Here is a 20020-nt window from a genome sequence, read left to right as displayed (position 1 = left end):
CATGAATCTGAATTCCAAGAAACCAGAGAAACGGCCGTTGTATGTATATTACATCATCGCGGTCGTAATTATTATTCTGCTGAATGTTTTTGCTCTTCCTGCCCTTTCTGAGAGAAGTGTAAAGGAAACCGATTACACCACCTTCCTGAAAGCCGTAGACAGAGGAAAAGTATATGAGGCAACCATTGATTCTGATTACATTTATTACACAATGAAAGTAGACGGGAATGATGTCTACTGTAAGACCGTATCGGTAGATGATCAGGATCTTGTATCCCATCTTTATGATGCAGGTGTAAGCATTGAGGGTACTGCACCTCAGAGGCAGTCCCTGCTTTTGTCCCTGATCCTGGGATATGTATTTCCGATTGCCATTTTTGTTCTACTGGGACGCTGGCTCAGCAAGAAGATGATGAGTTCCATGGGCAATGGTGGCCCTGGAGGCATGATGTCCTTTGGTAAAAGTAATGCCAAGGTTTATGTAAAGTCCTCCACAGGAATTAAATTTACAGACGTGGCAGGCGAGGATGAAGCCAAGGAGCTTCTGACGGAGATTGTGGATTTCCTCCATAACCCGGCGAAATACAAAGAGATCGGTGCTTCCATGCCAAAAGGTGCCCTGCTTGTGGGCCCTCCTGGAACCGGTAAAACTCTTCTTGCCAAGGCTGTTGCCGGCGAGGCAGAGGTTCCGTTTTTCTCCATTTCCGGTTCGGAATTTGTGGAGATGTTTGTTGGTATGGGTGCTGCCAAGGTTCGTGATCTTTTTAAACAGGCCAATGAGAAAGCACCATGTATTGTATTTATCGATGAGATTGATACCATCGGTAAGAAACGTGACGGCTCCGGAATGGGCGGCGGAAACGATGAGCGTGAGCAGACACTGAACCAGCTTTTGACGGAGATGGACGGTTTTGACGGCTCCAAGGGTGTTGTGATCCTGGCGGCTACCAACAGACCGGATTCCCTTGACCCGGCACTTCTTCGACCGGGACGTTTTGACAGAAGAATTCCGGTTGAGCTTCCGGATCTGCAGGGACGTGAGGAGATCCTGAAAGTCCATGCCAAGAAGATCAAGATCGCAGACAGTGTCCGTTTTGACGAGATCGCCAAGGCTGCAGTTGGTGCTTCCGGTGCGGAACTTGCCAACATTGTCAATGAGGCGGCTCTCCGTGCAGTCCGTGACGGACGGAAATTTGCCACACAGGCGGATTTTGAAGAGAGTATTGAGGTTGTTATTGCCGGATACCAGAAGAAGAACCGTGTGCTTTCCAACAAGGAGAAACTGATCGTTTCCTATCATGAGGTTGGGCATGCGCTGGTTGCTGCCAAGCAGACGGATTCGGCACCGGTTCATAAGATTACGATCATTCCACGTACTTCTGGTGCATTGGGTTATACTATGCAGGTAGATGAGCAGGAACATTTCCTGATGTCCAAGGAGGAACTGGAGAATAAGATCGCTACCTTTACAGGTGGCCGTGCAGCGGAAGAACTGATTTTCCATTCCATTACCACTGGTGCTTCCAATGATATTGAGCAGGCGACCAAGATTGCCAGAGCGATGATCAGCAGGTATGGTATGAGTGATGATTTTGATATGGTTGCCATGGAAAATGTAAGCAACCAGTATCTTGGAGGAGATGCCAGCCTGACTTGTTCTTTTGAGACGCAGACACTTCTGGATAAGAAGGTTGTGGAGCTTGTGAGACGGGAGCATGAGAAGGCTACGAAGATCCTGACGGATAATATCGGAAAGCTTCATGAGATTGCCAAGTATCTGTATGAGCATGAGACAATTACTGGTGAGGAGTTTATGAAGATTCTGAATGAAAAACCGGATGAGATTGAAGAAATTCAGGAAAATGAAACAAGGCAGTAAGAAGAAAGCGGGGCCCTGGGGCTCCGCTTTTGTTGTAAAAATATAAATTGTTCAGATTGTTTACCAGATTTCCGGATGTACCTTAGAACAGGTGAGAGCCAGGCTTCCCGGGCCGATGTGGCAGGAGACGCTTAATGACAGTGGAAAGATATTGACTTCACCGATGCCCGGGAAGCTGGTGAGGACTTCTTTTCGGAATTCCTCAGCTGCTTCCAGATTGTGGGAGTGGATGACATCCAGGTTGATCTTTTCTCCGAAGCGGTTTGCAATATCATCTTTGATGGCTTTGGTCATGGTGTTTTTGGCCTGGGTCATGGTGCGGGCTTTGGAGAAGGCGTCCAGTTTTTCGCCCTGAATCTGCAGAACCGGTTTCAGGCGAAGCATGGTTCCGATGGCTGCAGCTGCAGGGGTGATGCGTCCACCCTGTTTCAGGTATTTCAGGGTTGCCACGGTGATGTAGATGCTGGAGTCGAAACGGGTTTCTTCCAGCCAGGTTCCGATCTCATCGGCGGAGAGGCCGTTTTTGGCCTGCTGGATGGCTTCGATGGCAGAGTAGCGTAAAGTTCCGGAGATTCTCTGGTTGTTTACCACACGTACATGGCCGTCGTAATCTTCTGCAAGCATGTGGGCAGTCTGCATGGAACTGGAAAGGCCGCTGGACATGGGAATATGTACGATCTCGTCATAGTCTTTGAGAAGTTTGTCCCAGAGGGTAGTGACCGATTCCGGTGTGGGCTGTGAGGTGGAAACCCTGCAACTGGGATTCTGTTCGAGGTGCTGGAAGAACTGTGCCTGGTTCATGTCAATGTCTTCCAGATATTCTTTATCATCTATAAAAAATGGCATTGGAAGCATGTAGATGCCAAGTTCGTTTGCCTGGGCAGGTGACATGCCGCAGTTACTGTCTGTAACAATTGCGATAGATTTCATAATATGGATCCTCCCTGTTCGGATTTTTGACCCGGGCAGATGCTTTGTAAGGGAACTGCCCGGGATACTTCAAGTATACCACAGGAAACCGCCCTTGTCATTCACCGTTTAATTCGCTATAATGATAGCATTAACGTTACGAAGCAGCAAAGAGAGGGAAAAATATGAATTGTCGTATTGCAGAGGGAATGGTTAACAAGTATATCAATCATACGCTGCCGTTAAATGATCTGGAGGATTTTCTGGAACATATAGAGAACTGTTCCTCCTGCTACGATGAGCTTGCCACATATTTCATTGTGCATAAAGCCATGCAGCAGCTGGATGAGAAACAGGAGGATTCCGTTCTGGACTTTAAGGAACTTCTGGAGGAGGATATCCGGAAATCCAGGAGATATATCCGCAGAAGAAAAATCCGCAGAGCAATTGCGGCAGCAGCTTTCTGCGTTCTGATCGCAGCACTGGTGATCTTTCTCATTTTCGTGATTCTGGAACTGAAGGAGGGAATTTGATTTTGAGTGAAAAAATATTACTGATTGACGGACACAGCATTCTGAACCGGGCGTTTTATGGACTTCCGGATCTTACCAATGCAGAAGGACGCCATACAGGAGCGGTATATGGATTTCTGAACATTATGTTCAGGATCATGGAGGAAGAGAAACCGGAGTACCTTACCGTTGCTTTTGACCTGAGTGCACCGACGTTCCGACATAAGCGCTATGAAGCTTATAAAGGCACCCGGAAACCTATGCCGGAGGAGCTTCGGGAACAGGTTCCTCTGATCAAGGAGATGCTTTCTGCCATGGGGATCAACATGATGTTTATGGAAGGCTATGAGGCAGATGATCTTCTTGGAACGGTTGCCAGAAGAAGTGAAGCGAAGGGCATGGATGTGACTATTCTTTCCGGAGACCGGGATCTTCTTCAGCTTGCCACAGATAAGGTACTGATCCGGCTGCCGAAGACTGTCCGGGGGAAGACCACCATTGAGGATTATCATACCGCGGAAGTGATTGAGAAATATCAGGTAACGCCGCCACAGATCATAGAACTGAAAGCTCTGATGGGGGACAGTTCCGATAATATCCCGGGAATTCCGGGCGTTGGAGAAAAAACCGCAACCAAGATGATCGTGCAGTTCGGTTCCATTGAGAATGCCCATGAACATCTGGAAGAAGTAAAGCCCAATAAGGCAAAAGAATCTCTCCGTGAACATTATGATATGGCACAGCTTTCCAAAGAACTCGCAACTATCAACACAGACAGTCCCCTGGAATTCTCCTACGAAAAAGCGAAAGTGGAGAATCCCTATACTCCAGAAGCCTATGAACTGTGCAAGCGACTGGAATTTAAGAACATGCTGAACCGTTTTGAACCGGTTACTGCAGCGGATTCCTCCATGGAACTGGAATTTTTTACCTGTAATGATCTTTCCGGTGTGGAGGCCCTGTTTGAGAAAGCAGCCAGGAAGGAGCAGGTGGGTATTTCTGTTCTTGCAGACCCGGATCAGGTGTATACCGTGGGACTGGTCCTGGATGAAAAAGAAATCTATCAGATTCCGGTGGGAGGACTTCTTACCGGAGACTACCTTTGCGGAAAGCTGAAAACCTTGGCGGACAGAACGCTGCTCTGTGCCATGGACATCAAAGCAGTACTTAAACATGTTCCTCTGGAAAATCCGGAGAAAGTTTTTGACGCAGGGGTTGCGGCGTATCTTCTGAATCCTCTGAAGTCTGCCTATACCCATGACGATATCGCCAGAGAATATCTGAACGGCATGATGCTCCCGGCAAAAGAAGACCTTCTTGGGAAAACTTCCCTGAAAAAAGCCTGGGAAGAAGAGATGGAAGGCCTTGGAAACTATGCCTGCTATCAGGCGTTTGTGCCATGCATGGCCCGGGGGGTTCTCCTTGAAAAACTGGACGAAACAGGCATGCGTAAGGTTTATGATGAGATCGAACTTCCTCTTGTCTTTACTCTGGATTCCATGGAAAAATGGGGAATTTCCGTTAAAGGGGAAGAACTTAAAAGTTACGGCGAAAAACTCAAAGTCCGTATCCAGGAGCTGGAAAAAACCATCTGGCAGGAAGCAGGGGAGGAATTTAATATCAATTCCCCGAAACAGCTGGGCGTGATTCTTTTTGAAAAAATGGGACTTCCCGGCGGAAAGAAGACCAAGACCGGTTACTCCACAGCAGCGGATATCCTGGATAAACTGGCGCCGGATCATGCCATTGTAAAAGATATTCTGGAGTATCGTCAGTTGACCAAACTGAAATCTACTTATGCAGACGGACTTGGAAATGTGATCGGAGAAGATGGACGAATTCGCTCCACTTTCAACCAGACTATCACTGCAACCGGACGTATCAGCAGCACAGATCCGAATCTTCAGAATATTCCGGTACGTATGGAACTGGGAAGACTGATCCGTAAGGTTTTTGTGCCGGAGGAAGGATTTGTATTTTTAGATGCGGATTATTCCCAGATCGAGCTTCGTGTGCTGGCCCATATGTCCGGGGATGAAAAACTGATCCAGGCTTACCGGGAAGCAGAGGATATTCACCGTCTTACCGCATCCCAGGTATTCCATGTGCCTCTTGATGAGGTGACACCGCTTCAGAGACGAAATGCCAAGGCTGTAAACTTCGGAATCGTGTATGGAATCAGTTCTTTCGGACTGAGCCAGGATTTAAGTATCACCAGAAAAGAGGCAGCAGCCTACATCGAAAAATATTTCGAAACCTACCCGAAGATCAAGGGATTTCTGGATGGTCTGGTAAAAGACGGAAAAGAACACGGTTACGTAACGACCATGTTTGGCAGAAGAAGACCTGTGCCGGAACTGAAATCCAGCAATTTCATGCAGCGTTCTTTCGGAGAGCGTGTGGCTATGAATTCCCCGATCCAGGGAACAGCGGCGGACATTATCAAGATCGCCATGAACCATGTTTATGAACGAATGAAAAAAGAAGGCCTGCACTCAAGACTGGTGCTTCAGGTACACGATGAGCTTCTGATCGAGACAAAGAAGGAAGAAATCGAGATCGTTTCCCGCATTCTGGAAGAAGAGATGAAGGGAGCCGCAGATCTTGCAGTGGAACTTGAAGTGGATATGCACCAGGGCGACAGCTGGTATGAGGCGAAATAAATGAGAGTGATCGGAGTAACCGGCGGAGTAGGTGCCGGAAAAAGTACAGTACTTGGAATCCTGGAAGAAGAGTTTCAGGCATATGTGATTCAGGCAGACCAGCTTGGCCATATTTTGATGGAACCGGGAGAAGAATGTTACGATGCGGTGATCGCATTGTTTGGAAAAGAAATCATAAAAAAAGATAAAACTATTGACCGGAGAAGGATTTCTGATGTAGTATTCACAGATAAGGATATGCTTTTGAAATTAAACGGGATCATTCACCCGGCTGTAAAACAGAGAATCCTCCGTCTTCTTGGAGAACAGAAGGAAGCGGGAAGAGGAATCTGCGTTGTGGAGGCTGCTCTTTTTCTGGAAGAAAATTATCAAGAATTCTGTGATGAAGTCTGGTATGTGTATACAGAAGAAGAGATCCGGATCCAGCGCCTGATGGAAAGCCGCGGCTATTCCAGGGAGAAATCTCTTGGCATTATCCGAAACCAGGTATCCGACCAGGTTTTCAGAGAACATACGGATTATGTAATCGAAAACAATGGAGATCTTTCGGATACCCGGAGACAGATCAGAGAAGGGATAGAGAGAAATGAGACTTTGTAGTATTGCCAGCGGAAGCAGTGGCAACTGTATCTATGTGGGCTCTGAGGAGGCACATGTCCTGGTAGATGTGGGGATCAGCGGGAAGAGCATCGAAAAAGGCCTGAATTCCCTGGATCTTACCGGGAAAGACGTGGACGGAATCCTGATCACCCATGAACATTCCGACCATATCAAGGGCCTGGGAGTGATTTCCAGAAAATACGGAATTCCCATCTACACCACAGGCGGGACTGCAGACGCCATGCTTCGGATGAAATCCCTTGGAAAAATGCCGGAGGGGCTGATCCACGAGATCCGGGAAGATGAGCCGTTTGAGATTAAAGACCTGACAGTAAATCCTTTTACCATTCCTCACGATGCGGCACAGCCGGTAGGTTACCGCCTGGAATGCGGAGAACATTCTGTGGGTATTGCCACAGACCTTGGAAAATATAACGATTACATTGTAAAAAATCTGGAGAATCTGGATGCGGTGCTTTTGGAAGCCAACCACGACATCCGCATGCTCCAGGTTGGAAAATACCCTTATTATCTGAAACAGAGAATCTTAGGAGACAGAGGCCATCTCTCCAATGAGAATGCAGGCCGCCTGCTTTGTAGGATCCTCCATGATAATCTGAAAGCTGTTTTTCTCGGCCATTTAAGCAGGGAGAACAACTACGAGGAACTTGCCTATGAGACGGTGTGCTCGGAGGTAACACTTGGTGACAACCCGTACCGTTCCAGGGATTTTAAGATCCAGGTAGCGAAGAGGGATCACATATCAGAAATAATCACAGTGTAGAAAGGAAAAAACGATGAAGAAGACAATTATCACAGTAGTAGGAAATGACACAGTAGGAATTATCGCAAAGGTTTGTACATACCTTGCAGAGAATCAGGTTAATATTCTGGATATTTCTCAGACCATCGTTCAGGGGTACTTCAACATGATGATGATCGCAGACACAGCAAAATGTGAAAAAGACGGCGGCACACTTGCAAAAGAGCTTGAGAATCTTGGCAAAGAGATCGGCGTAGTGATTCACTGCCAGCATGAAGATATTTTTAACATGATGCATCGAGTATAATTAAATAACGGATATACTGTTGTTTGATTATGAGCAAGTAGCGAAGCGGATGCTTTTATCCGCATTATACCAATCATCAGGGAGAAAATAAAATGATCAATATTTTTGAAGTAAACGAGACAAATAAAATGATCGAACAGGAGAATCTGGATGTGCGTACCATTACCATGGGTATCAGCCTTTTAGACTGTATCGATCCTGACCTGGATGCACTGAATCAGAAAATATATGAGAAGATCACCACAAAAGCCAGAAACCTGGTAGCTACCGGTGATGAGATTGCAACCGAGTACGGAATCCCGGTTGTAAATAAACGAATTTCCGTAACACCGATCGCTCTGGTTGGTGGAGCCGCATGTAAGAAACCGGAAGATTTTGTGACCATCGCAAGAACACTGGATAAATGTGCCAAGGAAGTTGGAGTGAACTTTATCGGCGGATATTCCGCACTGGTAAGCAAGGGAATGACTCCGGCAGAGGAACTTCTCATCCGCTCCATCCCGCAGGCAATGGCAGAGACAGAGCGTGTCTGCAGTTCTGTAAACGTTGGTTCCACCAAGACCGGTATTAACATGGATGCCGTAAAACTGATGGGCGAGATCGTCCTTGCAACCGCAGAGGCAACCAAAGAGCAGGATTCCCTTGGCTGTGCCAAACTTGTGGTATTCTGCAACGCGCCGGATGACAACCCGTTTATGGCAGGTGCTTTCCACGGTGTTACAGAGGCTGACTGCATCATCAATGTAGGTGTCAGCGGCCCTGGCGTTGTCAAGAAAGCCCTGGAGCAGGTTCGCGGAGAAGATTTCGGAACTCTCTGCGAGATGATCAAGCGTACCGCATTTAAGGTAACACGAGTGGGACAGCTGGTTGCACGTGAGGCATCCAAACGTCTGGATGTGCCGTTTGGTATTGTGGATCTTTCCCTTGCACCAACACCGGCCATCGGTGATTCCGTAGCAGAGATTCTGGAGGAAATCGGTCTTGAGAGAGCCGGTGCACCTGGAACAACTGCAGCACTTGCGCTTCTCAATGACCAGGTGAAAAAAGGCGGAGTTATGGCAGCAGCAGCTGTGGGCGGATTAAGCGGTGCCTTTATTCCGGTCAGCGAGGATCAGGGAATGATCGATGCGGTAAATGAGGGAGCGCTTACGCTGGAGAAACTGGAAGCCATGACCTGCGTATGCTCTGTTGGACTGGATATGATCGCAGTTCCGGGAGATACCAAAGCTACCACACTGGCAGGTATCATTGCCGATGAGTCTGCCATCGGTATGGTAAACCAGAAGACAACCGCAGTACGTCTGATTCCGGTAATCGGCAAAGGTGTAGGCGAGACTGTTGAATTCGGAGGCCTTCTTGGTTATGCTCCGATCATGCCTGTAAATTCCTTCTCCTGCGATGCATTTGTACAGAGAGGCGGAAGAATTCCGGCACCGATTCACAGTTTTAAAAATTAATTCTGAAATTAATTTCATTTCGGGGTTGACAGACTCACGTTGATGTGCTAAAGTAAACACAACTTAAAAAACAAACCAGTGAGAAAGAGAAGTAAACATTTCAGGAAGCTTCACAGAGAGCGGTGATGGTGGAAATCCGCAGGGGACCAGATGTTGAATGGACTTTCGAGGGCGGCCCGAACTATTTATCTGTACAGTAGGCGCCGACGGGAACCGAACCCGTTATCAATGAGGAGTGTATGTTAGTACACCGGAAAGTGGACAATTCGTCAATTTGAGTGGTACCGCGATAATAAAGAACTTTTATTACCGTCTCAAGCATAATATAAGCTTGAGACGGTTTTTGTGTTACAGGAAAAAAGAGATTCTGTTGCATAAAAAGTTGTTCCGGAAAAGCAGGCCGCAGGGTGTACAAAAAGTAATCATAAGCGGAAATAAGAAGGGAGAACAAAATTATGAAAAAAAGAATGTTAGTAATCGCAGCAGCAGTAGCAGCAACAAGTATGATGGTGGCCAGCCCGGTTATGGCAGAGGATTTTAAAGTAGGCATCTGCAATTATGTAGATGATGCTTCCCTGAACCAGATCGTAGATAATATCCAGTCCCGTCTGGAAGAGATCGGCAAAGAAAAAGGCATCACATTTGATGTATCTTATGATAACTGCAATGCAGATGCCAGCGTTATGGAACAGATCATCTCCGATTTCCAGGCAGATAATGTTGACCTGATGGTAGGTGTGGCTACACCGGTGGCAATGCGTATGCAGTCTGCTACAGAGGGAAGTGATACACCGGTTGTTTTCTCAGCAGTATCGGATCCGGTTGGCTCCGGCCTTGTAGATTCTCTGGATGCACCTGGTGCAAATATCACAGGAACCAGTGATTACCTGGATACTTCTTCTATCATGAAACTGATCCAGGCGCAGAACCCGGATGTAAAGAAAATCGGTCTTCTTTATGATGTAGGACAGGATTCCTCCACAACAGCAATCCAGGAAGCAAAAGATTACCTGGATGAGCAGGGAATCGAATATGTAGAACGTACCGGAACCACTACCGATGAAGTTCAGCTTGCGGCAGATGCACTGATCGCAGATGGTGTGGATGCAGTATTTACACCTACTGATAACACCATCATGACAGCAGAACTTTCTATTTATGAGAAATTTATTGAGGCAGGAATTCCACACTACACAGGTGCTGACTCCTTTGCATTAAATGGTGCCTTTGTAGGATATGGCGTTGATTATGCAAACCTTGGACAGAAAACAGCCGATATGATCGCAGATATCCTGGTGGATAACGCAGATCCGGCCAAAACCGCTGTGGAAACATTCGATAATGGTACTGCAACAGTTAATACAGAAACCTGCAAAGAACTTGGTCTTGATTTTGATACCGTAAAGAAAGCATTTGAGCCTCTCTGTACACAGGTAAATGAGATCACAACTGCAGAAAGCTTCGACGAAGTAGAAACAAAATAAATCCAATTGGAGGAAATCACTGTGACGATTGCAACTATGCTCTCCCTCGGGGAGACTGCCCTGAAGCTTGGACTGATCTGTTCCCTGACAGTTCTTGCCCTGTTCCTTAGTTATTCCATGCTGAATGTCTGCGACCTTTCTACAGACGGCTGCTTTACTTTCGGAGCCGCTGTAGGAGCCGTAGTAGCTGTAAGCGGACATCCGTTTCTGTCCATTGTGGCAGCTATGGCAGCTGGTGTTACATCGGGATTTGTAACAGCTATCCTGCAGACAAAGCTGGGAGTAGACAGCCTGCTTGCAGGTATCATTGTAAATACGGCCTTATATTCCGTAAATATTGCGGTCATGGGAGGCTCTTCTCTCATTAATATGAACCGGACAACCACGGTATTTACCATGATGAAGGATGCACTTGCAGGTACACCTTTAAAAGGCAGAGAAGATATTATCATTGCAGCCATCGCAGTGATCCTTGTGATCGTATTTCTGGTATTTTTCCTGAGAACAAGACTTGGTCTTGCAATCCGGGCAACCGGAAATAATTCCGATATGGTAAAATCTTCCTCCATCAATCCGGTCTTTACAACTGTGATTGGCCTTTGTGTGGCAAATGCATTTACCGCACTTTCCGGATGCCTTCTGTCCCAGTCACAGAAATCCGTAGATATCAACATCGGACAGGGTATGGTCACCATCGCACTGGCATCTCTGCTGATCGGAGGTACTCTTCTTGGTCATGGAGGAATTTTTGTAAGGGCGGTAGGAATGGTGCTTGGTTCCTTTATCTTCCGCCTTGTGTACACCATTGCACTTCGTTTCAATATGCCGGCGTTTATGCTGAAACTGGTATCTTCTGTGATCGTTGTTCTTGCAATTTCCGGTCCATATCTTAAGAAACAGTGGCCGCAGATCCGAAGAAGAATGACTCATACAAAAGGAGGCAGATGATCCATGTTAAAAATCAGCCATATTTCAAAAACATTTAATCCGGGAACCGTAAACGAAAAAAAGGCAATCGAAGATCTTTCCCTGGAACTGAAAAAAGGCGACTTTGCTACGATCATCGGTTCCAATGGTGCGGGAAAATCAACACTTTTCAACGCAATTTGTGGTGATTTCCTCACAGATGCAGGAGCGATTGAGCTGGACGGCAGAGACATTACATTTATGCCACAGCATGCACGTGCAAAAGAAATCGGCCGTCTTTATCAGGATCCGATGCGTGGAACTGCGCCGGGCATGACAATCGAAGAGAATCTTGCACTTGCAGCTGGCAAAGGCGGATGGCTTTCTCATACAACCCGACAGGAAAAAGAACGTTTCCGTGAAGAACTGAAGAAACTGGACATTGGCCTGGAAGAGCGGATGAGTCATCCGGTAGGACTTCTTTCCGGCGGACAGAGACAGGCCTTGACACTTCTGATGGCAACGATGAATCCGCCGAAATTACTTCTTCTGGACGAGCATACCGCAGCGCTTGACCCGGGAACTGCTGAGAAAGTTCTGAATCTCACAAAACGGATCGTGGAAGAACATCAGCTGACCTGTCTGATGATCACGCACAATATGCAGTCTGCAATTGATCTTGGAAACCGTATTTTGATGATGGATTCCGGTAATATCGTGCTGGATATCGGAGGCGAAGAAAAGAAGAACATGACCGTGGACGGCCTTCTCGAGAAATTTAAGACAGGAGCCGGAAAGGCCCTGGATAATGACCGTATTCTTTTGTCGGAATGATAAATGATAAGTAGAAGGACCATCACTGTTTGAATCAGGTGGTGGTTCTTTTTTTGTGGAAAATTCTTGAGTATATCACGTTACCGTGGTAAAATGAATGAAATCGCTTTGTGATTTTGCTTTTGAGCATGTCGCAGAGCAGAATGCGAATGTCCATAGACACGGACACTTGTAATTTATTATGGAAGAGGGACGAATGATATGCAGTTTTCAAAAAGACTGGACCGATTTGGAGATGAAATTTTTGCAGCTCTGAACAACCGGCGCATGGAGCTGGAAGCTCAGGGCATGAAGATCTATAACATGAGTGTGGGAACCCCGGATTTTAAAACTCCGGAATACATCAAAAAAGCCGTAGCGGAAGCGGCCATGGATGACAACAACTGGAAGTACAGCCTCCGGGATCTGCCGGAGCTTCTGGAAGCAGTCTGTACTTATTATAAAAAACGTTTTGACGTGGAACTGACACCGGATATGGTAATGACCGTTTATGGAAGCCAGGAAGGAATGGGACATCTTGGCATGGCTCTCTGTGACGAGGGAGATACCGTCCTTCTTCCGGACCCGTGCTATCCGGTATTTGCAGCAGGAAGCCTGATGGCCGGAGCGGTTCCTTACTACTATCCACTGGTTGCGGAACATGACTTTCTCCCCTATGTAAAGGGAATCCCGGAAGAAGTGGCGAAGAAGGCTAAATACATGGTAGTATCCCTTCCGTCCAATCCGGTAGGAAGTATAGCCACACCAGGACTTTACGAAGAAATCGTGGAATTCGCGAAAAAATATGATATTCTCATTATTCATGATAATGCATACAGCGATATTATCTTTGACGGAGCATTTGGCGGAAGCTTCCTTGCAACACCAGGAGCAAAAGAGATCGGCGTAGAGTTCTTCAGTCTTTCTAAATCCTTCAATGTTACCGGAGCAAGGCTCAGCTTCCTGGTAGGCCGGCCTGACGTGATCGCAGCACTTCGCAAGCTGAGAAGCCAGATCGATTTTGGCATGTTCCTGCCACTTCAGAAAGCAGCTGTTGCAGCACTTGAGGGACCACTGGACAGCGTAAAAGAACAGTGCCAGATGTACCAGGAGAGAAGAGATGCACTCTGCCAGGGACTTCGTGACATTGGCTGGGAACTTCCAAATGGAAAAGGTACCATGTTCGTCTGGGCAAAGCTCCCCGGCGGCCGCACGGACAGTATGGCTTTCTGCATGGAGCTGATGGAAAAAGCAGGCGTTATCGTAACTCCGGGAGCAAGTTTCGGACCACACGGAGAAGGATACGTACGTTTCGCCCTGGTACTTCCACCGGAGAAGATCTGGGAAGCAGTGGAAGCCATTGGGAAAAGTGAGATTACCGTTACGGTTACAAAATAATCCGCGGTGGTTTCTGGAATTCATGAACAAAAGGCTGACCTGTTTTCCGGCAGAGAAGTATTTCATAAAGATTCGAAGCTTCGCAGGTTTGATTAAAAATCCCCAATCCGTCTTTATCAAGGATGGAAGAGGCATCTGCAGCTTTGGTAAGCATAGGGATGGAAGCGCTTTTCTTGATCCGACCAAGAAGCGGTGCACTGTCTTTTTGGAAACCGAGTACCCGGGCATAGGGAATATGTCCGGGTGCTTTTTCTTTCAGATCCAGAAAGATCCGGACAAGACCGCGGCAGATGGCAGACCGTGTGATATCTCTGGTTTTCAGAAGATCCGCAAACTGGGAAAAACTTTCGTACTGGTTCCGGTATTTTAAGATCCGGCGGATCAGAGCGTCAGAAAGATCCGGATACTGACGTAAGGTTTCTTCCGTTTCCAGAAAAAGCTTATAATGAAGAGGAAGATCCAGAACTGTTTCCAGAAGCCAGCATTTCTTTTCCAGTGCGGAGGAAAAAACTGGAAATGCCGCAGCCGGAATAAAACGGGAAAAATCCATGGCACCCTTTTCAGCGGAAAGAAGTTCCCGGATACCGGAAGCAGATGGGAAAAAATCTCCGGAAACATCCGAGAGATCCGCATCGTGATATCCGCTTCCCTTTCGAAGAAGTGCATGGGGACGGATGGAGCTGTGTTGGTGCAGCAGGGCTTTGCAGTACTCAATGCCAAGAATATTGTTGGGAGAAGAAAGGATGGAATCCATCTGCTCTGAAAAAATAAAATGTCCGTCACCGGAAGACACATCAGAGATGGCAGATTTTGCAACATAACTTGTCAGCGCATGGCTTCTTGCCAGGGGAAAACTCATTCCGGCACGGAGGTTTTTCTGGAGAAAATCTCTGTATGCAGGAGGCTCCGCCACAAGAATGCGGGCTGTTTCCATAAGGATCTCCGTATCGCCGCATTCACTGCCAAAACAAAGTTCATCCACAATCCCAAGTCCGTCCAGAAGGCTTACACCGCCTGCGGCAAAGCCCTCCGCACTGGCAGTGGAAACCTGGACGGGAAGTTCCAGGACGAGATCGGCACCTCCAAGAAGAGCCATCTCCGCCCGGAGATGTTTTGGCATGAGAGCAGGAGCTCCTCTCTGTACAAAATCTCCGCTCATGGCGACGATTACATAATCAGCACCAAGAGATTCCCTGGCATAACGGATCTGATATTCATGCCCCCTGTGAAATGGATTGTATTCTGCAATAATTCCAACAACTTTCATATAAAAAACCTGCCATTTCCAAAAAGTTAAATTCTACGCAAAGCATTACCAGGATATGGACCGTATATACCTGCCCGGCACTGCGTTTTTCCATAATGAAACTATTCTAACATAAGCATCACAAAAAGTTAAGCCATACATAATCTGCTTTGCATTCAGGCCCGTAAATTGCATCTCAAAAAATACGCCATACATCCATTTTCTGACAATGAAAAGCTTGAAATACAAAGTGTAAGGGGGTATAATAAACACAGTGTAGTGCCCGAACAGACACTAGCGTTTTTGTTACATCAAGAAAGGAGCCATTTAATCATGGGATTTGTTGAACTGCTTAAAAAAAGAGCAAAAGAAAGCGTAAAAACAATTGTACTGCCAGAGACAGAGGATATGAGAACTCTTGAGGCAACTGACAAGATTCTGAAAGAGGGAGTTGCCAAGATCATCCTCATCGGTAATGAGGAAGAGATCAACAAGAAAGCTGCAGAGGGCGGCTTTGATATTTCCGGCGCACAGATCGTAGATCCGGAGACATCCGACAGAACTCAGGCATACATTGATAAATTCGTAGAACTGAGAGCAAAAAAAGGAATGACACCTGAGAAAGCGAAAGAGATCCTTCATACTCAGTACCCATACTATGGCGTAATGATGGTTAAGATGGGTGATGCAGACGGTATGGTATCCGGTGCATGCCACTCTACAGCAGATACACTTCGTCCATGCCTTCAGATCCTGAAGACAAAACCGGGAACCAAGCTTGTATCCGCATTCTTCCTGATCGTAGTTCCGGATTGCGAGTATGGCGCAAACGGTGCATTCGTATTTGCTGATTCTGGTCTGAACCAGAACCCGACACCGGATGAACTTTCCGCAATCGCAGCATCTTCCGCTGAGTCCTTCAAACTTCTTGTTCAGGAGGAGCCAATCGTAGCTATGCTTTCCCACTCCACCAAGGGAAGTGCAAAACATCCTGACGTAGATAAAGTCGTAGAGGCTACCAGAATCGCAAAAGAGGAGCATCCGGAGCTTAAACTTGACGGAGAGTTCCAGCTTGATGCAGCTATCGTTCCAAGCGTAGGCGCATCCAAAGCACCAGGAAGCGAAGTAGCTGGTAAAGCGAACGTACTGGTATTCCCAGACCTTGATGCAGGTAACATCGGATACAAACTTGCTCAGCGTCTTGGTAAAGCTGAAGCATACGGACCTGTTACACAGGGTATCGCGAAACCTGTAAATGACCTGTCCCGTGGATGCTCTGCAGACGATATCGTAGGTGTTGTAGCAATCACAGCAGTACAGTGCCAGGCAGAGGATAAATAATTATAAATAATCAGGAGAGTAAAATCATGAACGTATTGGTTATCAACTGTGGAAGTTCTTCATTAAAATATCAGTTAATCGATTCCGAGACAGAGAATGTCCTTGCAAAAGGTCTCTGCGAGAGAATCGGTATCGACGGAAGACTGGTATATCAGAAAGCCGGATGTGACAAAGAGATCACAGAGGCAGCTATGCCAACACATAAAGAGGCAATCCAGATGGTACTGGATGCACTTACCAATGACAAGACAGGCGCAATCGGAAGCCTGAAAGAGGTTAACGCAATCGGACACCGTGTCGTACACGGCGGCGAGAAATTCGCTTCTTCCGCAGTGATCACAGATGAGATGATCAAAGCAGTAGAAGAGTGCAACGACCTTGCACCGCTTCACAACCCGGCAAACCTGATCGGTATCCGTGTATGTGCAGAGCTTATGCCAGGTGTACCGCAGGTAGGTGTATTTGATACCGCTTTCCATCAGACAATGCCTGCAAAAGCATATCTCTATGGACTTCCGCTTGAATTCTACAAGAAATATAAAGTAAGAAGATACGGTTTCCATGGAACATCCCACAGCTTCGTATCCAAGAGAGCTGTTGAGTTCCTTGGCCTTGACAAAGACAACTCCAAAGTTATCGTTTGCCACCTTGGAAACGGATCTTCCATCAGCGCTGTTGTAAACGGAAAATGTGTAGACACCACAATGGGTCTTACACCACTGGAAGGTGTTGTTATGGGAACACGTTCCGGTAACATCGACCCGGCTATCATGGAGTTCATCGCTAAGAAAGAGAACCTTGACATCGAGGGCGTTATGAACGTACTCAACAAGAAATCCGGTCTTCTTGGACTTTCCGGCGGACTTTCCAGCGACTTCCGTGACCTTAACGAGGCAGCTGAGGGTGGAAACGAAGATGCAGCAAACGCAATCGACGTTCTCTGCTACGGCATCGCTAAATTCGTAGGCGGATATGTTGCAGCAATGAACGGTGTTGACGCAATCGTCTTCACAGCAGGTATCGGTGAGAACGCAATCCCGGTACGTGAGAAAGTTGTAAGCTATCTTGGATACCTTGGCGTAACACTTGACAAAGACGCAAACGGACATCGTGGCGAGGAGATCGTAATCTCCACACCAGATTCCAAAGTTAAAGTTGCAGTTATCCCGACAAACGAGGAGCTTGCAATCTGCCGTGAGACTGTAGCACTGGTATAATCAGCCGCTTCAGTACTGACACAGATGGTATAAAACCGTTCGGGCATAGCCGGAAATCAGGCAGAATATTATTGCGAACCAGCAGTATACATTCGGGGGCGGACAGGTAACAGTCCACCCCCGAAATTTGCCCCTGAATTTCCGATTAAGCCAACAGTAACAAAAAATTAAAAAAATGTAATATTTTCCCGAAAATAACGTTGACAAATCACAAGACCATATGTATAATGGATTGAGTGTGGATAGGAGAGACTTATGCAGATTCATTTATTAGACATTTCTTCCTGTGATGGCAAGACGATCCAGGAGTCAGTTGTTCCTGAACTGGAGAAGATTGATTTTCAGATGGGAAGTTTTCCGGTACTTGCGAAAGAACCGGTAGAGCTTACAATCACCAATACTGGTGACAAGGTTCTTGAACTTACAGGAACCGGTAAGATTACAGTGGGAATCCCCTGTGACCGCTGTCTCGAGACAGTAGCCGTAGAGATACCTCTGGAATTTAAGAAGAAGCTCGACATGAAGCTTTCTGACGAAGAACGTGTCAATGATCTGGATGAAAGCAGCTATCTCACAGGTATGAACCTGGATGTGGACCGGTTGGTCTATCTTGAGGTATTGATATGCTGGCCTTTGAAGGTCTTATGTAAAGAAGACTGTAAAGGTATCTGCAGCCGCTGCGGGAAGAACCTGAACGAAGGTCCCTGCGGATGCAAGGAGGAGCCTAAGGATCCCCGCATGGCAGCTATCAGTGATATATTCAGTAAATTTAAGGAGGTGTAACCTATGTCCATTTGTCCTAAGAACAAATCTTCCAAAGCTAGACGTGACAAGAGAAGAGCGAACTGGAAAATGAGCGCTATGAACCTTGTTAAATGTAGCAAATGTGGAGCACTTATGATGCCACACAGAGTTTGCAAAGCTTGCGGAAGCTACAATAAGAAGGAAATCATCAAAGTTGAGGACTAATTTTAATTAGACAGTCAATATATGATGCAGAAAAGAGTCTGGTATGCTGAGATAAGTATACCGGCTTTTTTTATACTCTGAGGGGAAATAAAAATATGAAAGAGAACAAAAATCAGAAAAATACCGCCGTAAACCAGATCACAGAGGGCGTGATCTGGAAACAGCTTCTGTTTTTCTTTTTTCCGATCTTGTTTGGAACTCTGTTCCAGCAGATTTATAATACCGCCGATACGGTTGTGGTAGGCCGTTTTGTGGGAAAAGAAGCGCTGGCTGCAGTCGGTGGTTCGTCCAGCATGATTGTGAATCTGATTGTAGGATTTTTTGTGGGCCTATGTTCTGGTGCGGCTGTGGTAATCTCTCAGTTCTACGGCGCAAAAGACCACAAAAATCTCAAAAAAGCGCTTCACACATCCATGATTTTCTGTCTGGCAGCCAGCATAATTGTGGGAACAGCAGGATTTATTTTGGCAGAGCCGATTCTTTACCTGATGAAAACACCGGCAGAAGTAATTTCGGATTCTGTACTGTACCTGCATATCTATTTTGCGGGAACTTTTTTTAATCTGGTTTACAACATGGTATCCAGTATCTTAAGAGCAGTAGGAGACTCCAAAAGACCCCTTTATGTGCTGATCATCACCTGCCTTTTGAATATTCTTCTGGATGTTGTGTTTGTTGTAATCTTCCATATGGGAGTTCTTGGCGTTGCACTTGCAACAGTCAGCTGTCAGGCAGTCAGTGCCATTCTTGTAACCTGGTTTTTGATGCGGGCAGAAGATATTTACCGTCTGGAATTCCATGAGATCCGTTTTGATCTCCGGTCTCTTGGAGCAGTTTTAAGGATCGGACTTCCGGCAGGACTGGAATCTGTAATGTATAATATCGCCAATCTTACCATTCAGATCTTTGTCAATGAGCTGGGCACGGATACTGTGGCAGCCTGGGGAACTCTGGGAAAAATTGACGCGGTATTCTGGATGGTCTGCAATGCCTTTGCTATCTCAATTACCACCTTTGTGGGACAGAACTACGGTGCCGGAAAATACCACCGCATGCGAAAAAGCGTCCGTGTCTGTATGGCAATGGCATATATTACCGCATTTATTGTAAGTGGTGCAATTGTTCTGTTTGCGGGATCAATTTACCGCCTATTTACCACAGATCAGACGGTGGTGGAAATCGGAGTCCATATGATCCGGTTCCTGATTCCGTCCTATGCTCTTTATGTTGTGATTGGAATTTTATCCGGCGCCCTGCGTGGTGCCGGAAGAGTTCTGATCCCCATGATTCTGACATGCGGAGGCGTCTGCATGATCCGGATTATCTGGCTGTTTGCCTTTGTAAAATCCCATCCCGGAATTAACAGCATTATGCTCAGCTATCCGGTGTCCTGGGTAATTACTGCGGTGCTGTTTGTCATTTACTATTTCCGGCGTTTTCCCGGTATACAAAAAAAGAAATAACCATATAAAAAGGGTGCTGATTCTGCGTGATAGCAGTGATTGGCACCTTTGTTTTTCTCGAAAAATGTCGATTTATTACGAATTGATTTCATT

The 20020-nt window shown here is 46.5% G+C and carries 18 protein-coding genes and 1 other annotated feature; of the genes, 16 read left to right on the top strand and 2 right to left on the bottom strand.

Annotated elements, in window-relative coordinates; all coding sequences use genetic code 11:
* Position 1: 1 nt before the first annotated feature.
* Positions 2–1879, top strand: coding sequence for an ATP-dependent zinc metalloprotease FtsH (gene ftsH / locus KQI39_RS13035; RefSeq protein ID WP_119248039.1), 1878 nt, complete (start codon positions 2–4; stop codon positions 1877–1879).
* Positions 1880–1939: 60 nt separating this feature from the next.
* On the opposite strand, the gene KQI39_RS13030 is transcribed toward ftsH, so the two are convergent.
* On the bottom strand, positions 1940–2809 hold the full coding sequence (locus tag KQI39_RS13030) for a DegV family protein (RefSeq protein ID WP_177289865.1): 870 nt from the start codon (positions 2807–2809) through the stop codon (positions 1940–1942).
* A gap of 164 nt (positions 2810–2973) precedes the next feature.
* Between KQI39_RS13030 and KQI39_RS13025 the strand changes: the two genes are divergently transcribed.
* From KQI39_RS13025 to KQI39_RS12980, 10 genes are all read left to right on the top strand, one after another.
* Positions 2974–3321, top strand: coding sequence for a zf-HC2 domain-containing protein (locus KQI39_RS13025; protein ID WP_148447177.1), 348 nt, complete (start codon positions 2974–2976; stop codon positions 3319–3321).
* A gap of 2 nt (positions 3322–3323) precedes the next feature.
* Positions 3324–5963 carry a DNA polymerase I gene (gene polA, locus KQI39_RS13020; protein WP_216418888.1) on the top strand — a complete coding sequence of 880 codons (2640 nt, stop codon included), beginning with the start codon at positions 3324–3326 and terminating at the stop codon, positions 5961–5963.
* The gene (gene coaE / locus KQI39_RS13015) at positions 5964–6563 is read left to right on the top strand and encodes a dephospho-CoA kinase (RefSeq protein ID WP_021977685.1); all 600 of its coding nucleotides are present in this window, start codon (positions 5964–5966) and stop codon (positions 6561–6563) included.
* The gene (locus KQI39_RS13010; protein WP_022427103.1) at positions 6550–7347 is read left to right on the top strand and encodes an MBL fold metallo-hydrolase; all 798 of its coding nucleotides are present in this window, start codon (positions 6550–6552) and stop codon (positions 7345–7347) included. Before coaE ends, KQI39_RS13010 begins: the two co-directional genes overlap by 14 nt.
* 13 nt (positions 7348–7360) lie before the next feature.
* A complete protein-coding gene (locus tag KQI39_RS13005; protein WP_021977683.1) occupies positions 7361–7633 on the top strand; it encodes an ACT domain-containing protein in 273 nt (90 codons plus the stop codon).
* Between the two features lie 92 nt (positions 7634–7725).
* On the top strand, positions 7726–9090 hold the full coding sequence (locus KQI39_RS13000; protein ID WP_148447171.1) for a PFL family protein: 1365 nt from the start codon (positions 7726–7728) through the stop codon (positions 9088–9090).
* A gap of 69 nt (positions 9091–9159) precedes the next feature.
* Positions 9160–9410: a binding site (T-box leader), on the top strand.
* Positions 9411–9545: 135 nt separating this feature from the next.
* Entirely contained in the window at positions 9546–10574 is a 1029-nt protein-coding gene (locus KQI39_RS12995) for an ABC transporter substrate-binding protein (protein WP_148447169.1), read from the top strand.
* Between the two features lie 36 nt (positions 10575–10610).
* Positions 10611–11522, top strand: a complete 912-nt coding sequence (locus KQI39_RS12990) for an ABC transporter permease (RefSeq protein ID WP_148447253.1) — start codon at positions 10611–10613, stop codon at positions 11520–11522.
* A 3-nt stretch (positions 11523–11525) separates the two neighbouring features.
* Positions 11526–12314 (top strand): ABC transporter ATP-binding protein, encoded by a 789-nt coding sequence (locus KQI39_RS12985; RefSeq protein ID WP_148447167.1) that lies wholly within the window; start codon positions 11526–11528, stop codon positions 12312–12314.
* A gap of 201 nt (positions 12315–12515) precedes the next feature.
* Positions 12516–13691 carry a pyridoxal phosphate-dependent aminotransferase gene (locus KQI39_RS12980; protein ID WP_216418886.1) on the top strand — a complete coding sequence of 392 codons (1176 nt, stop codon included), beginning with the start codon at positions 12516–12518 and terminating at the stop codon, positions 13689–13691.
* On the opposite strand, the gene KQI39_RS12975 is transcribed toward KQI39_RS12980, so the two are convergent.
* Positions 13681–14958, bottom strand: a complete 1278-nt coding sequence (locus tag KQI39_RS12975) for a tRNA(Met) cytidine acetate ligase (protein WP_216418884.1) — start codon at positions 14956–14958, stop codon at positions 13681–13683. The two genes, KQI39_RS12980 and KQI39_RS12975, sit on opposite strands and share 11 nt — an antisense overlap.
* Positions 14959–15270: 312 nt before the next feature.
* Between KQI39_RS12975 and pta the strand changes: the two genes are divergently transcribed.
* The 5 genes from pta (at position 15271) to KQI39_RS12950 (ending at position 19927) form a co-directional block, all read left to right on the top strand.
* Positions 15271–16278 (top strand): phosphate acetyltransferase, encoded by a 1008-nt coding sequence (pta, locus tag KQI39_RS12970; RefSeq protein WP_148447162.1) that lies wholly within the window; start codon positions 15271–15273, stop codon positions 16276–16278.
* Positions 16279–16304: 26 nt separating this feature from the next.
* Positions 16305–17495, top strand: coding sequence for an acetate/propionate family kinase (locus tag KQI39_RS12965; RefSeq protein ID WP_148447159.1), 1191 nt, complete (start codon positions 16305–16307; stop codon positions 17493–17495).
* A 255-nt stretch (positions 17496–17750) separates the two neighbouring features.
* On the top strand, positions 17751–18278 hold the full coding sequence (locus KQI39_RS12960) for a YceD family protein (RefSeq protein WP_092069907.1): 528 nt from the start codon (positions 17751–17753) through the stop codon (positions 18276–18278).
* Positions 18279–18281: 3 nt separating this feature from the next.
* Positions 18282–18464, top strand: a complete 183-nt coding sequence (gene rpmF, locus KQI39_RS12955; protein WP_015525241.1) for a 50S ribosomal protein L32 — start codon at positions 18282–18284, stop codon at positions 18462–18464.
* A 95-nt stretch (positions 18465–18559) separates the two neighbouring features.
* A complete protein-coding gene (locus KQI39_RS12950) occupies positions 18560–19927 on the top strand; it encodes an MATE family efflux transporter (protein ID WP_216418882.1) in 1368 nt (455 codons plus the stop codon).
* Positions 19928–20020 lie beyond the last annotated feature (93 nt).

This window comes from Blautia sp. MSJ-36, assembly GCF_018917985.1.
Classification (GTDB): domain Bacteria; phylum Bacillota; class Clostridia; order Lachnospirales; family Lachnospiraceae; genus Blautia_A.
Note: the sequence above shows the minus strand (reverse complement) of the source record. Positions and strands in the feature narration are given on the sequence as shown.

Bases quoted from the DNA above. Each gene is read 5' to 3' on its own strand.
- coaE (WP_021977685.1), top strand. From the start codon at position 5,964: ATGAGAGTGATCGGAGTAACCGGCGGAGTAGGTGCCGGAAAAAGTACA.
- ftsH (WP_119248039.1), top strand. From the start codon at position 2: ATGAATCTGAATTCCAAGAAACCAGAGAAACGGCCGTTGTATGTATAT.
- KQI39_RS13025 (WP_148447177.1), top strand. From the start codon at position 2,974: ATGAATTGTCGTATTGCAGAGGGAATGGTTAACAAGTATATCAATCAT.
- KQI39_RS12980 (WP_216418886.1), top strand. From the start codon at position 12,516: ATGCAGTTTTCAAAAAGACTGGACCGATTTGGAGATGAAATTTTTGCA.
- KQI39_RS13005 (WP_021977683.1), top strand. From the start codon at position 7,361: ATGAAGAAGACAATTATCACAGTAGTAGGAAATGACACAGTAGGAATT.
- KQI39_RS13010 (WP_022427103.1), top strand. From the start codon at position 6,550: ATGAGACTTTGTAGTATTGCCAGCGGAAGCAGTGGCAACTGTATCTAT.
- pta (WP_148447162.1), top strand. From the start codon at position 15,271: ATGGGATTTGTTGAACTGCTTAAAAAAAGAGCAAAAGAAAGCGTAAAA.
- KQI39_RS13000 (WP_148447171.1), top strand. From the start codon at position 7,726: ATGATCAATATTTTTGAAGTAAACGAGACAAATAAAATGATCGAACAG.
- rpmF (WP_015525241.1), top strand. From the start codon at position 18,282: ATGTCCATTTGTCCTAAGAACAAATCTTCCAAAGCTAGACGTGACAAG.
- KQI39_RS12975 (WP_216418884.1), bottom strand. From the start codon at position 14,958: ATGAAAGTTGTTGGAATTATTGCAGAATACAATCCATTTCACAGGGGG.
- KQI39_RS12990 (WP_148447253.1), top strand. From the start codon at position 10,611: ATGCTCTCCCTCGGGGAGACTGCCCTGAAGCTTGGACTGATCTGTTCC.
- KQI39_RS12965 (WP_148447159.1), top strand. From the start codon at position 16,305: ATGAACGTATTGGTTATCAACTGTGGAAGTTCTTCATTAAAATATCAG.
- KQI39_RS12950 (WP_216418882.1), top strand. From the start codon at position 18,560: ATGAAAGAGAACAAAAATCAGAAAAATACCGCCGTAAACCAGATCACA.
- KQI39_RS12985 (WP_148447167.1), top strand. From the start codon at position 11,526: ATGTTAAAAATCAGCCATATTTCAAAAACATTTAATCCGGGAACCGTA.
- KQI39_RS13030 (WP_177289865.1), bottom strand. From the start codon at position 2,809: ATGAAATCTATCGCAATTGTTACAGACAGTAACTGCGGCATGTCACCT.
- KQI39_RS12960 (WP_092069907.1), top strand. From the start codon at position 17,751: ATGCAGATTCATTTATTAGACATTTCTTCCTGTGATGGCAAGACGATC.
- KQI39_RS12995 (WP_148447169.1), top strand. From the start codon at position 9,546: ATGAAAAAAAGAATGTTAGTAATCGCAGCAGCAGTAGCAGCAACAAGT.